The sequence below is a fragment of the Streptomyces sp. HNM0645 genome, assembly GCF_030056615.1.
Taxonomy (GTDB): Bacteria; Actinomycetota; Actinomycetes; order Streptomycetales; family Streptomycetaceae; genus Streptomyces; species Streptomyces marianii.
In genome coordinates this window covers 60,272-74,263 of sequence record NZ_JASHLT010000021.1, presented here as the reverse complement: position 1 = coordinate 74,263, position 13,992 = coordinate 60,272, and the positions used below count along the sequence as shown (strand labels likewise).

At 71.3% G+C, this 13,992-nt stretch carries 13 protein-coding genes; 7 read left to right on the top strand and 6 right to left on the bottom strand.

The window, feature by feature from the left end; all coding sequences use genetic code 11:
- The first annotated feature begins 73 nt into the window (after positions 1 to 73).
- From dacB to folE, 6 genes are all read left to right on the top strand, one after another.
- Complete coding sequence (gene dacB / locus QMZ92_RS17455; protein ID WP_283298309.1) at positions 74 to 1,483, top strand: D-alanyl-D-alanine carboxypeptidase/D-alanyl-D-alanine endopeptidase; 1,410 nt, start codon at positions 74 to 76, stop codon at positions 1,481 to 1,483.
- Between the two features lie 122 nt (positions 1,484 to 1,605).
- Complete coding sequence (locus QMZ92_RS17450) at positions 1,606 to 2,733, top strand: Rv3626c family coenzyme F420 biosynthesis-associated protein (protein WP_283298308.1); 1,128 nt, start codon at positions 1,606 to 1,608, stop codon at positions 2,731 to 2,733.
- A gap of 191 nt (positions 2,734 to 2,924) precedes the next feature.
- Complete coding sequence (gene tilS / locus QMZ92_RS17445; RefSeq protein WP_283298307.1) at positions 2,925 to 3,977, top strand: tRNA lysidine(34) synthetase TilS; 1,053 nt, start codon at positions 2,925 to 2,927, stop codon at positions 3,975 to 3,977.
- 63 nt (positions 3,978 to 4,040) lie between these two features.
- Positions 4,041 to 4,580, top strand: a complete 540-nt coding sequence (gene hpt, locus QMZ92_RS17440) for a hypoxanthine phosphoribosyltransferase (protein WP_283298352.1) — start codon at positions 4,041 to 4,043, stop codon at positions 4,578 to 4,580.
- Positions 4,581 to 4,761: 181 nt separating this feature from the next.
- Positions 4,762 to 6,786, top strand: a complete 2,025-nt coding sequence (gene ftsH / locus QMZ92_RS17435; protein ID WP_283298306.1) for an ATP-dependent zinc metalloprotease FtsH — start codon at positions 4,762 to 4,764, stop codon at positions 6,784 to 6,786.
- A 117-nt stretch (positions 6,787 to 6,903) separates the two neighbouring features.
- Positions 6,904 to 7,509 carry a GTP cyclohydrolase I FolE gene (folE, locus tag QMZ92_RS17430; RefSeq protein ID WP_283298305.1) on the top strand — a complete coding sequence of 202 codons (606 nt, stop codon included), beginning with the start codon at positions 6,904 to 6,906 and terminating at the stop codon, positions 7,507 to 7,509.
- A 129-nt stretch (positions 7,510 to 7,638) separates the two neighbouring features.
- On the opposite strand, the gene QMZ92_RS17425 is transcribed toward folE, so the two are convergent.
- The 6 genes from QMZ92_RS17425 to QMZ92_RS17400 form a co-directional block, all read right to left on the bottom strand.
- Complete coding sequence (locus QMZ92_RS17425) at positions 7,639 to 8,124, bottom strand: DUF3180 domain-containing protein (protein ID WP_283298304.1); 486 nt, start codon at positions 8,122 to 8,124, stop codon at positions 7,639 to 7,641.
- A 55-nt stretch (positions 8,125 to 8,179) separates the two neighbouring features.
- Complete coding sequence (gene folK / locus QMZ92_RS17420; protein ID WP_283298303.1) at positions 8,180 to 8,767, bottom strand: 2-amino-4-hydroxy-6-hydroxymethyldihydropteridine diphosphokinase; 588 nt, start codon at positions 8,765 to 8,767, stop codon at positions 8,180 to 8,182.
- Entirely contained in the window at positions 8,764 to 9,123 is a 360-nt protein-coding gene (gene folB / locus QMZ92_RS17415) for a dihydroneopterin aldolase (RefSeq protein WP_283298302.1), read from the bottom strand. The genes folK and folB overlap by 4 nt, the downstream gene beginning before the upstream one ends.
- A 189-nt stretch (positions 9,124 to 9,312) precedes the next feature.
- Complete coding sequence (locus QMZ92_RS17410) at positions 9,313 to 9,774, bottom strand: nuclear transport factor 2 family protein (protein ID WP_283298301.1); 462 nt, start codon at positions 9,772 to 9,774, stop codon at positions 9,313 to 9,315.
- Positions 9,771 to 10,631 (bottom strand): dihydropteroate synthase, encoded by an 861-nt coding sequence (gene folP / locus QMZ92_RS17405; protein WP_283298300.1) that lies wholly within the window; start codon positions 10,629 to 10,631, stop codon positions 9,771 to 9,773. Before folP ends, QMZ92_RS17410 begins: the two co-directional genes overlap by 4 nt.
- 255 nt (positions 10,632 to 10,886) lie before the next feature.
- Positions 10,887 to 12,725, bottom strand: coding sequence for a phosphatidylglycerol lysyltransferase domain-containing protein (locus QMZ92_RS17400; protein WP_283298299.1), 1,839 nt, complete (start codon positions 12,723 to 12,725; stop codon positions 10,887 to 10,889).
- 147 nt (positions 12,726 to 12,872) lie between these two features.
- Here QMZ92_RS17400 and QMZ92_RS17395 point away from each other — a divergent pair, with 147 nt between their 5' ends.
- Positions 12,873 to 13,985, top strand: coding sequence for an alpha/beta hydrolase (locus tag QMZ92_RS17395; RefSeq protein ID WP_283298298.1), 1,113 nt, complete (start codon positions 12,873 to 12,875; stop codon positions 13,983 to 13,985).
- Positions 13,986 to 13,992: the final 7 nt, after the last annotated feature.

Here is a 13,992-nt window from a genome sequence, read left to right as displayed (position 1 = left end):
TGTAGGTGACGCGGCTGTCCGCAGTGATTAAGTGTCCCCTACGCAGGTAGGTGATCGCGAAAGGGGCTGGTCAATGGTGCCCGACCGAGGAACGTGGCAGCTCACGGCGGGTGCGGCCGTGGCCGGCCTGGCCGTTGCGGTCGCTGCGGTGACCGCGGCCGGCCCCTGGGACAACGGTCAGCGTAAGGCCGAGCGCGAGCACGCCGCCGCTCTGGGCCGCACAGGTGGTGCAGATCACCAGGCCGCAGGGCGGGGGCGGGACGCGGCGGAGGCCCCCGGCCCCGCGCCGGCGCCGAGCGCCCCAGGCGTGCTTTCCGCTGCGAGCGCCCCCAAGATGCCGTCCACCGCGCCCACCGCACTGGCAGGGGTTCTCGGCCCCCTGCTCGACGCCCCGGGGCTCGGTCCGCTGCGCACCGCCTCCGTCGTGGACGCCACCACCGGCAGGCAGCTGTACGGACGGGGCGCGGGCACGGCCATGACCCCGGCCTCCACCATCAAGATCGCCACCGCCGCTGCCGTGCTGTCCGCCACCGGCCCCGCGCACCGCATCCCGACCAGGGTCGTCGCCGCCCCCGACTTCCGTGCGGTCACCCTGGTCGGCGGCGGGGACCCCACGCTCGACACGGCCCGGCTGCGGGCCCTCGCCGACCGGACCGCGAAGGCCCTGCGCGACCGGGGCGTCACCACGGTCCGCCTCTCCTACGACACCTCGCTCTACGAGGGGCCGGTGATCCACCCCATCGGCGCCGGGAACGACAACATCGCCCCGGTCACCGCCCTGATGCTCAACGAGGGGCGCCTCGACGACTCGACGGAGGGCAGCGCGCGACGCAGCGCCGACCCGGCCGGCGACGCCGCCCGCGCCTTCGTCGGACTGCTCAGCGAACGCGGTGTGAACACCTCTGCGGGCCCCGCCCCGGGCCGGGCCCCCGCCAAGGGACCCGCCCTCGCCACCACGTACTCCGCGCCGGTCCCGGCACTCGTCGAGCGGATGCTGACCAACAGCGACAACGACATCGCGGAGGCACTGGCCCGGCAGACCGCGCTCGCCACGCGCCGCCCCGCGAGCTTCGCCGGGGCGGAGGCCGCGGTGACCGACCGGCTCAAGCGGTTGAAGCTGCCCATGGCCGGCGCGCGCTTCGCCGACGGCAGCGGGTTGAACCGAGCCGACAAGGTCTCGGCCGCACTCCTCACCACGCTGCTGGTCCGGGCCGCCGACCCCGCCCACCCCGAGCTCCGCCCCGTGCTCACGGGCCTTCCGATCGCGGGCTTCACCGGTACGCTGAGCGGTCGTGCGGCCGCCGGTGCCGGAGGTCTGGTACGCGCCAAGACCGGCACGCTCAGGGGCGTGGACACCCTCGCCGGAACGGTGCTCTCCGCCGACGGCAGACTGCTCGCCTTCGCCTTCCTCGCCGGTGACACGCCGTCCGCGAGCGCCGCCCGCCCCGCCCTCGACCGCCTCGCGGCTGCGCTCCTGCCCTGACGGGCCCGCCGCCTCCGGCCGGGCGGGCCGCGCCGCTCCTGTCCCGGCCTGCGGGGACCGCCGCCGGGCGCGGAGGCGCCGACACCCCACCGTGCGCCGGGGTGACAACGTACGGTTGACGCATGACGAGCATCGGTGGTGCCGAGATGGTCGACTGGAACCTCGCGGTCTCGACCGCGATCCGCCTCGTCCGGCCGGGGCCGGACATCACCCGGGAAGAGGCCCGTGCCGTCGTCGCCGAACTGCGCCGGCACGCCAAGGCCTCCGAGGAGCACGTCCGCGCCTTCACCCGCATGATCCCCGACGGGCACGAGCCCGAGGACACCCCGGTCCTCGTCGTCGACCGGCCGGGCTGGGTCAGGGCCAATGTCGCGGGCTTCCGCGAGCTGCTGAAGCCCCTGCTCGACAAGATGCAGGAGCGCCGCGCCGGCACCGCGGGCGGAGCCGTTCTCGGCGCCGTCGGCGGCAAGGTGACGGGCGTCGAGCTGGGCATGCTGCTGTCGTTCCTGGCCTCCCGTGTCCTCGGCCAGTACGAGACCTTCGCCCCGCCCACGCGCGAGCTGCCCGGGGCGCCGGGCAGCGGCGGAAGGCTGCTCCTGGTCGCCCCCAACATCGTCCACGTCGAACGCGAACTCGACGTCGCCCCGCACGACTTCCGGCTGTGGGTGAGTCTCCACGAGGAGACCCACCGCACCCAGTTCACCGCCGTGCCCTGGCTGCGCGACCACATCGAGGGCGAGATCCAGTCATTTCTCGCCGAGACCGACGTGGACCCCATGACCGTGCTGGAGCGGCTGCGCGAGGCCGCCCAGACGCTCGCGGGCGGCCGTCCCGAGGGCGAGGAGGACGAGGGCCGCTCGCTGGTCGAGATCGTCCAGAGTCCGGTGCAGCGCGAGATCCTCGGCCGGCTCACCGCCGTGATGTCCCTGCTCGAGGGCCATGCGGACTTCGTCATGGACGGCGTGGGGCCCCAGGTCGTGCCGTCCGTGGGCGAGATCCGGGAGAAGTTCCAGCAGCGACGCGCCCGGGGTGCCTCCCGCCTCGACCTGGCACTGCGCAAGCTCCTCGGCCTGGACGCCAAGCTGCGCCAGTACCGGGACGGCGAGCGGTTCGTACGGGCCGTCGTCGAGGAGGTCGGAATGGAGGGCTTCAACCGCGTCTGGACCTCGCCGAACACCCTGCCCACCAAGGCGGAGATCGCCGCACCGGCGGACTGGATCGCCAGGGTGCACCGGAGGGCCGAACCCTGAACCCCCGTGCGGCCGACGGCAGACCCATGCCCTCGTAATCACCCGTCCGAGGGAGCGTAGGCAATGGATAGGCGTGCAATGCTCGGGGAACGGCACGGTTCTGTCACCATCGAGACACTCTGAGTGACCGAATCTCCCGGCCCCCACCCTCCTCACGGAGGCACCCCCCGACTCCACGAAGGGCACCGGACATGGGTCCGCATCCTGCGGTCGCGGCGATACGCCTGGCGGTCCGCCGCGTACTCCACGACGTACTCAACGAACTGAACGACATCCCGAGCGCCGCACCCTCCTCCTGCGGGCGCTCCACGGCCGTCTCGGTCCTCGATGACCGCCCCGTCGTGCTGGTCGCCTGCTCAGGCGGTGCCGACTCCATGGCGCTCGCCTCCGCCCTCGCCTTCGAGGCCCCCAAACTGGCCGTCCGCGCCGGCGCCGTCACCATCGACCACGGTCTGCAGGCCGGCTCCGATCTCCGCGCCGCCGAAGTCGCCGGCCGACTCACCGCCATGGGCCTCGACCCCGTCGAGTCCGTCGCCGTGACCGTCGGACGCGCCGGCGGCCCCGAGGCCGCCGCCCGTGACGCCCGCTACGCCGCCCTCGACGAGGCAGCGGAGCGCCACGGCGCCGCCGCCGTGCTGCTCGGGCACACCCGCGACGACCAGGCGGAGACCGTCCTCCTCGGCCTCGCCCGGGGCTCCGGCATCCGCTCGCTCTCCGGCATGGCGGCCGTCTCGGGTGCCCGCCGCCGCTACCGGCGCCCCTTCCTCCAGCTCGACCGCCAGACCGCGCGCAAGGCGTGCCTCGTCCAGCACCTGCCCGTCTGGGACGACCCGATGAACACCGATCCCGCCTACACCCGCTCCCGGCTGCGCCACGAGGGCCTGCCCGCGCTGGAGAAGGCGCTCGGCAAGGGCGTCGTGGAGGCGCTGGCGCGAACCGCCCGGCTCTCCCGCGACGACGCCGACGCCCTGGACGCCTGGGCGGCCCAGGCCGACGAGACCGTCCGCGACGACGCCGGAATGCTCGAATGCGCGAAGCTCTACGCGCTGCCCCCGGCCGTCCGCCGCCGGGTGCTCCGGCGTGCCCTGGTGGCAGCCGGTTCACCTGCGGGTTCGCTCTTCGCCCGGCACATCGAGGAGGTCGAGCGGCTCATCGTGGGATGGCGGGGCCAGAAGCCCCTGAACCTGCCCGGCCGGGTCGAAGCGCGCCGCCAGGGTGGCAGACTGGTCATTCGGCAGAGCTGAGCCGGCAGCGGGCCGGGCGCCGGGACGCCGAGACAGAAAGCGACGCGGGTGAACGAGAAGGACATGGGCGCCGATCTCAAATCGGTACTCATCACCAAGGAAGAGATCGACGCGAAGCTGGCCGAGCTGGCCGCGAAGATCGATGCGGAGTACGCGGGCAAGGACCTGCTCATCGTCGGAGTCCTCAAGGGCGCCGTGATGGTGATGGCGGACCTGGCGCGTGCGCTGTCCACCCCCGTCACCATGGACTGGATGGCGGTGTCCTCGTACGGCGCGGGCACCCAGTCCTCCGGAGTGGTCCGCATCCTCAAGGACCTGGACACCGACATCAAGGGCAGGCACGTCCTGATCGTCGAGGACATCATCGACTCCGGGCTGACCCTGTCCTGGCTGCTGTCGAACCTCGGCTCCCGCGAGCCGGCCTCGCTCGAGGTCTGCACGCTGCTCCGCAAGCCGGACGCCGCCAAGGTCGCGATCGACGTGAAGTGGATCGGGTTCGACATCCCGAACGAGTTCGTCGTCGGGTACGGCCTCGACTACGCCGAGAAGTACCGCAACCTCCCGTTCGTGGGTACCCTCGCGCCCCACGTGTACGGGGGCTGAGGCGCGGACGCGCCCCGGGAACCCCGGCCGCCTTCCCACCGTTGGAGCATGGGAAGGCGGTCCCGGGTGACAATGCTGGGGTACCGTCCGAAGAACAGTCTTTTACTCAGTCTCACAGCAGCAGTCTCAGAGCAGCAGTTACCTACGGGCAGGAGGGACGGGGCGGCACCGCTCCGTATGGATGGACGTGAAGCGATACTTCCGTGGGCCGGTCATGTGGATCGTGCTGGCCGTCCTCGCCGTGGTCGTGCTGATGCAGGTCGTCGGCTCGTCGGGCGGCTACAAGACGGTGGACACCGCGAAGGTTGTCCAGGCGATCACCAAGAACCAGGTCGAGCAGGCCAAGCTGACCACCGGCGACGAGCAGATCATCAAGATCGAGCTGAAGGACGGCCAGAAGGTCGACGGCAGCGACAAGGTCCAGGCGAGCTACATCGGCGACCAGGGCGTCGAGCTGGCCACGACCCTGCAACAGAAGTACGACGCGGGTGAGATCGAGAAGGGCTACACGGTCTCGCCCGAGCGGCAGAGCCCGTTCCTCTCGGTGCTCCTCTCGCTGCTGCCCTTCGTGCTCATCGTGGTCGTCTTCCTGTTCCTGATGAACCAGATGCAGGGCGGCGGCTCCCGGGTCATGAACTTCGGGAAGTCCAAGGCCAAGCTCATCACCAAGGACACGCCGAAGACCACCTTCTCCGACGTGGCCGGATCGGACGAGGCCGTCGAGGAGCTCCACGAGATCAAGGAGTTCCTGCAGGAGCCGGCGAAGTTCCAGGCCGTCGGTGCCAAGATCCCGAAGGGCGTGCTGCTGTACGGCCCGCCCGGTACGGGCAAGACGCTGCTCGCGCGCGCCGTCGCGGGCGAGGCGGGCGTGCCGTTCTACTCGATCTCCGGCTCCGACTTCGTCGAGATGTTCGTCGGCGTCGGTGCCTCCCGGGTCCGCGACCTCTTCGAGCAGGCCAAGGCGAACGCCCCGGCCATCGTCTTCGTCGACGAGATCGACGCGGTCGGCCGCCACCGCGGCGCCGGCCTCGGCGGCGGTCACGACGAGCGCGAGCAGACCCTCAACCAGCTCCTCGTCGAGATGGACGGCTTCGACGTGAAGGGCGGCGTCATCCTGATCGCCGCCACGAACCGGCCGGACATCCTCGACCCGGCGCTGCTCCGCCCGGGTCGCTTCGACCGGCAGATCGCCGTCGACCGCCCGGACATGCAGGGCCGTCTGGAGATCCTCAAGGTCCACCAGAAGGGCAAGCCGGTCGCCCCGGACGTCGACCTCTCGGCCGTCGCCCGCCGCACCCCCGGCTTCACCGGTGCCGATCTGTCGAACGTGCTGAACGAGGCCGCCCTGCTGACGGCCCGCAGCGACAAGAAGCTGATCGACAACCACTTCCTGGACGAGGCCATCGACCGCGTCGTCGCGGGCCCGCAGAAGCGGACCCGGATCATGTCCGACAAGGAGAAGAAGATCACCGCGTACCACGAGGGCGGACACGCCCTGGTCGCGGCGGCCTCCCCGAACTCGGACCCGGTCCACAAGATCACGATCCTGTCCCGCGGCCGGGCCCTCGGCTACACGATGGTGCTCCCGGACGAGGACAAGTACTCGACCACGCGCAACGAGATGCTCGACCAGCTGGCCTACATGCTGGGCGGCCGCGCGGCCGAGGAGCTCGTCTTCCACGACCCGACCACGGGCGCGGCGAACGACATCGAGAAGGCCACGGCCACGGCCCGCGCCATGGTCACCCAGTACGGCATGACCGAGCGACTCGGCGCGATCAAGTTCGGCGGCGACAACACGGAGCCGTTCCTGGGCCGTGAGATGGCGCACCAGCGCGACTACTCGGAAGAGGTCGCCGCGCTGGTCGACGAAGAGGTCAAGAAGCTCATCGAGTCCGCGCACAACGAGGCCTGGGAGATCCTGGTCGAGAACCGCGACGTCCTCGACAACCTCGTCCTCGCGCTGCTGGAGAAGGAGACCCTCGGCAAGGAGGAGATCGCCGAGATCTTCGCCCCGATCGTGAAGCGCCCGGCCCGTCCGGCGTGGACCGGTTCCTCCCGTCGTACGCCGTCCACCCGTCCGCCGGTGCTGTCGCCGAAGGAGCTCGCGCTCACCAACGGCGCCAACGGGGCCTCGGCCCCGACGGTGACCGATGTCACCAAGGCCCCCAAGGAGGCGGTCCAGGACGAGCGTCCGGACGCCTGACCAGGCATGATGCATCGGCGATGACCGCCGGACCGGAATGAACGCCGCACTTCCCAGGTTCTAGCCTGGGAAGTGCGGCGTTTTCGCGCCACGGCAGAGCACAGGAACGAGGCACAGATGACCGACCCGGTGACGCTGGACGGCGAGGGCAAGATCGGCGAGTTCGACGAGAAGCGCGCCGAGAACGCCGTACGCGAGCTCCTCATCGCAGTCGGAGAGGACCCGGACCGCGAGGGACTCAAGGAGACCCCGGCGCGGGTGGCACGGGCGTACAAGGAGATATTCGCGGGACTCTGGCAGCAGCCGGAGGACGTGCTCACCACGACGTTCGACCTCGGTCACGACGAAATGGTCCTGGTCAAGGACATCGAACTGGTGAGCTGCTGTGAGCATCACCTGGTGCCGTTCCGGGGTGTGGCCCATGTCGGCTACATCCCGTCGACCACGGGCAAGATCACCGGACTCTCCAAGCTCGCCCGCCTCGTCGACGTCTTCGCCCGGCGCCCCCAGGTGCAGGAGCGGTTGACCACGCAGATCGCCGACTCCCTGATGGAGATCCTGGAGCCGCGCGGGGTGATCGTGGTCATCGAGTGCGAGCACATGTGCATGTCGATGCGCGGCATCCGCAAGCCGGGGGCCAAGACGATCACCTCGGCGGTTCGCGGCCAGCTTCGCGACGTCGCCACCCGCAACGAGGCGATGAGCCTGATCATGGCACGCTGAGCCGTTCGCCCGCCGCAGGGCCGCGGGCGGCTCGCCCTCCGCCCCGGCCGGCGTGCACGCACCGTGCGCACCGAACGACCGGAGCACCCCCGGCCCCGCCGGGGGTGCTCCGTCGTCAGCAGGCCGGAGTCAGCGAGCCGGGACCTGGCCCGTGCCGTCGTCCTCGTCCTCCGGGAGTTTGCAGACCCGCTCCAGGAAGAGCCCCGCGGCGATCACCAGGATGCCCGCCAGGACCGCGAAGCCCGCGTAGATCGCCTGGTCGCGCCGGGCCGGAACGTCGAGAGAGCCGAGCAGGAAGACGCCCACGCCGCCGTACACACCGCTGACGAGGGCCGCCACCAGGGCGCTCGCCTGACCGAAGACGACCGCGCGGGCGGCCATCAGAGGCTCGACGCCCTTCGCTCCGGGCCGGCGTTCCCGCTGGGCCCGTAGCCGGGCGCGCAGCGACAGCGCGGTCGCCAGGAGGATCGCGGCGATCGCCGCCAGGACGATCGGCGCGGCCAGTGGCACGCTCGGCAGCGTGCCCACCGAGTCCCACAGCCGGGCGCCGCCCCACGACAGCACTCCGGCCGCCACGAACAGCCCGGCCAGTACCCCAAGCCGTAGTTGCTTCACCGCGCGCCCCTGTGTCCTTCGTCTTGGTGCCGGAGACCCTAGAAGAGGGTAACGACTACTCGGGCAGACGGAGTTCCAGGTCCACACGAGGAACGACACCCGTCCGGCCCACACCGGCCAGCAGTTCCGCGATCCCGCCCAGGCCCGGCAGCTGGGCCTCGGGGTCCACGTCGTGCCACGGGGCGAGGACGAAGGCCCTCTCGTGCGCACGCGGGTGCGGAAGGGTGAGGAACGGATCGTCCGAGACCACGTCCGCGTACGCCACGATGTCGACGTCGATCGTGCGCGGGCCCCAGCGCTCCTCGCGTACCCGGTCGAACGCCTCCTCGATAGCCTGGCCGCGCTCCAGCAGGGAACCGGGCGGCAGCGTCGTCTTCACGAGCACCACCGCGTTGAAGTACGACGGCTGGGTGCCCGGCTCGACGCCCCACGGCTCCGTCTCGTACACGGGGGAGACCGCCTTGACCCGGATACCGGGGGTGTCCTCCAGCAGATCGACGGCACCCTGGATCGTCTCCAGCCGGTTGCCGACGTTGGAGCCGAGCGCGATCACCGCCCGTTTCGGGTTGGACAGGGTGATGTCGGCCGCGTCGACCTGCTCGACGACGGCGGTGGGCACGGGCTGCACGGTGGGGTCGCTCATGCACGGCTCCGGGTGATCGTGATGGTGACATCGTCGAACGGGACGGTGATCGGGGCGTCCGGCTTGTGCACGACCACCTCGACCTCCTGGACGCCCGCGTGCTTGAGGCACCGCTGGGCGATGCGCTCCGCCAGCGTCTCGATCAGGTCCACGGGCTCCCCCTGGACGACGTCGACGACCTCCTCCGCCACCACTCCGTAGTGGACGGTCTTCGCCAGGTCGTCGTCGGCCGCCGCGGGACGGGTGTCGAGACCGAGCACCAGGTCCACGATGAAGGTCTGACCCTCCTCGCGCTCCCGGGGGAAGACGCCGTGGTGCCCGCGGGCCCTCAGGCCGCGCAGCGCGACACGATCCACGCGAATCACTCCTGCTGTCGTAGTCCGGCGCGCACGCGGCCGCGTGCGGACGGCAGCAGTGCACGGATTCGAATCTACCTGCGGGCTCGGACACGACCTGCCCGCGGGGGCCGCGGACGGAACCGTCACCGGCTGGCGGCGCCTACCCCGCAGCCGCGAAAACGAACCTCCCACGAGCGGGTTACCCACTCACGGCGTGGATTCGCCGTCCTCCTCGTCGTCCGATTCCGCCAGAACGGGCGAACCGTGATGTGACCAGATTCTCCACCCGTCGGGTGTGCGGCGGAACACATTGGTGGCCACGACCAGCTGCCCGACGAGGGGGCCGAGCTCGCCGGCCTCCTCCGCCGGGCCGCCGCTGAGGATGTTCTCGGTGCACGTGACGACGGCGGTGTCGCCGGACACGCTCACCCGCACGTCGGTGAGGAAGAACTGGATGTACTCGGTGTTCGCCATGATCAGGGCGTACGAGCGCAGTACCTCGCCCCGGCCCGAGAGGATCGGCCAGCCCGGGTGCACGCAGGAGATGGCGTCGGCCTCCCCGCCGTCCAGCCAGAGGCCGGAGATCTCCTCGAAGTCGCCCCGTTCCATGGCCTCGTAGAAGGCGGTGTTCGCCGCTTCCACATTCTCGACGTCGGTGCGCGGGCTCACCGGGCTCCCTCGACCGCCCGCGCGACCCGCACGGCGTCCGCCGTGGCCCCCACCTCGTGGACCCGGACGGCCCAGGCGCCCTCGTGGGCGGCGATCGCGGAGACCGCGGCGGTGGCGGCGTCCCGCTCGCGCGCGGGCGGCGGGGTCGCGGCGCCGTCGGCCAGGACGTGACCGAGGAACCGCTTGCGGGAGGCGGCGACGAGCAGCGGCCGGCCCAGTGCGTGCAGCTCGGGGAGGTGTGCGACGAGCGCGAGGTCGTGCGCGGCCTGCTTGGCGAAGCCGAGGCCCGGGTCGACGATGATCCGTTCGGCGGCGACCCCGCGCGAGACCACGGCATCGATCCGCTCGCGCAGTTCCGCGGTGACCTCGGCGACGACGTCCCCGTACACGGCCCGGCTGTTCATGTCCTCGCTGAAGCCGCGCCAGTGCATGACCACGAAGGGCACCTCCGCTGCGGCGACGGCCGGAATCATCTGCGGATCGGCGAGACCGCCGGAGACGTCGTTCACGAGGACGGCGCCCGCCGCGACCGCCTGGGCGGCCACCGAGGCGCGCATGGTGTCGACGGAGACGGTGACCCCCTCGCCGGCCAGGCCACGGACGACGGGGAGCACCCGCCGCAGCTCCTCCTCCTCGTCGACGCGGGAGGCGCCGGGGCGGGTGGACTCACCACCGACGTCCACCAGGTCGGCGCCCTCGGCGACGAGGTCGAGGCCGTGCTTGACGGCGGCCGTGGTGTCGAACCAGCGGCCCCCGTCGGAGAAGGAGTCGGGCGTCACGTTGACGACTCCCATGACCGCACAGCGGTCCCACTCCGGCAGGCCCGTGGCCGTGCCCCGTCCGCGCAACGTACTCATACGACCAGCCTAGTGCCGCGTCGGGCGGGGTCTGCCCGTCGAGGAGCGGCGTCCGGTGCACGGGTCTCCCCGGTCCTCCGGGCCGAGGGGGAAGGGCCGCAGGGCGCCGGATCGACCTCGTGGTGGGCCCGCTCGGCCGATCCGGCAAACGCCGTGGGCCGCCGTGCCGGGCGTCGCGACGGGGCGAACGTCGCCTGATGCGGCACCGGACCCGGAAACGCCCGACCATGCCGCCGCACCTCCGGCACGGTCCCGCTACGCCGCGCGCATCTCGTGCTCGCCGGTGGCGGCGGGGCGGATGTGGGCGCAGGGACGGGGCGAGCGAGCCGTCCGGCGGCGGAACGGGCGAGGCACGGCCAGGGTCACGAAGCCCTCCGCCTGCATGGCGGCGAATCCGATCCGGGGCAGGTCGCGGGTCTTGCGGAAGACCACGAAGCGGGGCTCCCAGCGCGGCCGGAACTTGGCGTTGAACTTGTACAGCGACTCGATCTGGAACCAGCGGGAGAGGAAGACCAGCAGCCCCCGCCAGACGCGCAGGACCGGTCCCGCGCCCAGCTGCTCACCACGGGCGAGCGCCGAGCGGAACATCGCGAAGTTCAGCGAGACCCGGGCGATGCCGAGCCTCGGAGAGGCCTGCAGGGCGGCGACGATCAGCAGCTCGTTCATGCCGGGATCGGCCGACCGGTCGCGGCGCATCAGGTCCAGGGACATGCCGTCCGTACCCCACGGAACGAAGTGGAGTACGGCCTTCAGGTCGCCGTACGGCCCCGGCTCGCCGCCGTCGGCCTTGTGCGCGGTGGCGATCACGCTGTCGCCGTCCGAGGGGTCGCCGATCCGGCCGAGGGCCATGGAGAAGCCGCGCTCGGTGTCGGTGCCGCGCCAGTCGTCCGCGGCGCGGCGTATCCGCTCCAGCTCGCCGTCGGAGAGGTCACGCACGCGGCGGACGCGGGTCTCGTAACCGTTGCGCTCGATGCGCTTCACCATCTGGCGCACGTTCCGCATGGCGCGCCCGGTGAGTGAGAAATCCGGGACGTCCACCACCGCCTCGTCGCCCAGCTCCAGGGCGTCGAGGCCGGTCTCGCGGGTCCACACCTGGCCGCCGGTCTCGGAGCACCCCATGACGGCCGGGGTCCAGGAGTGGGCCTTGGCCTCGTCCATGAAACGCTCGATGGCGCCCGGCCATGCCTCGACGTCGCCGATCGGGTCGCCGCTGGCGAGCATGACACCGGAGACGACGCGGTACGTGACGGCCGCCTTGCCGCTGGGGGAGAAGACGACGCCCTTGTCGCGGCGGAGCGCGAAGTGGCCGAGGGAGTCGCGGCCGCCGTGTTTCCCGAGCAGTTCACGGAGCCTGGTCTCGTCGTCCGTCGTGAGGGTGGCGGCCGGGTGCTCGGGGCGGAAGGCCAGGTAGATCGTGGTCACGGCGGTGATCAGGCCGAGCGCGCCGAGCGAGTAGCCGACGGTCCAGTCGATCCCGCTCTCGTACCGGACCGGCCCCTCGAAGCCGAACAGCCCGAGCAGGACGTGTTCGAGACGGTCGGTGAGGCTGGGGCTGCCGATGACCCTGCCCGGATGGGCGCTGACGACGACCAGACCGAGGCCGATCGAACCGGCGCCCATCAGGACGAAGTTGGCGAGCGCCTTCCACCGGCTTCGCGGGTCGGGCAGGGCGGCGAACTGGCCCCGGTGGCGCAGCAGCAGGGCCAGCAGCGCCAGTGACAGCAGGGCGCCGATCACCGAGTGGCGATAGACGAACTGCGCGACGGCGCCGGCGGGCAGCAGGATCACCGCGGCTCGCCAGGCGCGCCGCTTGTGCCGCTTGAGTCCGTGGGCGAGGAGCAGCAGCAGCACGCCGGCGCTGAGTGACAGCGCGGCGGCGAACGGGCCGAGGGCGCCGGGGAGAACCTCGGCGAGGGCGTGCATCCGGCTGTGCCGGAAGCGCGGGAACACCCCCGCGGCGATGTCGATCAGGCCGATGAAGGTGCAGGCCGTGCCGACCAGCGCAGGAACGGATTCGGCGCGCGGGCCGCGGAGGATCCGGCGTACGCGTTCCGGAACCAAGCCCGACTTATCCCCATCTATGGTGACAGACATCGCTTCCTGAGGCTCTCGAGAGAGATCGTGGAGTCCGCGGCCGCAGAACGTTCGGCCCGGACGATTTGCGCTCTCTAGGACGGCGCTTCCGGCCGGCGGGTTCATTCGAATCTCAGGAAATTCTCACGGAAGAAGCTCGATCGCCTCATGGGTCTCACCAGTAACAAGGTTCTGGCGCTGGCCGTTCTGGCCGCCGTGGCTCTCTTCGCCGCGACGATCTGGCTGTGGCCACGGCTCTCCCGCCGGGGCTGGCGCGCGGTCCTCGGCCGGGTGGGGCTGCTGCTGGCGACGCAGCTCGCGCTCTTCGCCGCGGTGGGCCTGGCCGCGAACAAGTCCTTCCTCTTCTACGGCTCCTGGGCCGATCTCCTCGGCCAGGAACAGGAGATGGGCGTGGTCGTGGACCACTCGGCGAGCAGCAGGACGGTCAAGGTGGTCGGCAAGCAGAAGCTGGACGTCCCGGGGAGCTCGCGGCCGGAGACGGGCGGTCAGATCCAGAAGGTCGTGATCGTGGGCGAGCGGTCGGGGATCGACAGCCCGGCGTACGTGTACCTGCCGCCCGAGTACTTCCAGCCCGCCCACGCGAAGAGGACCTTTCCCGTGAGCGTCGTGCTGACCGGCTACCCGGGCACCGCGGAGAACCTGCTCAAGGGCCTCAAGTACCCGCGAACGGCGTTCATGCAGGCCCGCGAGGGGCGCATGCAGCCGATGATCCTGGTGATGCTCCGGCCGACGGTGGCGCCGCCGAGGGACACCGAGTGCGTCGACGTCCCGAACGGGCCGCAGACGGAGACGTTCTTCGCGAAGGACCTGCCGGCCGCCGTGGCGGAGACCTACCGGGTCGGCAGCAACCCCCGCAACTGGGGCATCATGGGCAATTCCACGGGCGGGTACTGTGCGCTGAAGATAGCGCTCCACCATCCCGAGCGGTTCACGGCCGGAGCGGGACTCTCCGCGTACTACAAGGCCGCGGAGGACCCGACGACCGGCGACCTCTTCCACGGGAACCGGCACGAGCGCAAGCGCGCGAACCTGTTGTGGAGCCTGGACCACCGGCCGCAGGGCGCCTCCTCGTTCCTGGTGACCACGTCCGAGCAGGGCGAGGGAAACCTCCAGGGGACGCGGGACTTCATCGGGAAGGTGAAGGCGCCCGCCCGCGTCTCGTCGATCACGCTGGACAGCGGCGGTCACAACTTCAACACCTGGCGCCGTGAGATCCCGCCGGCGCTGGTGTGGATGAGCGGCCGGCTCAGCGCGGCGTGAGGCCCGG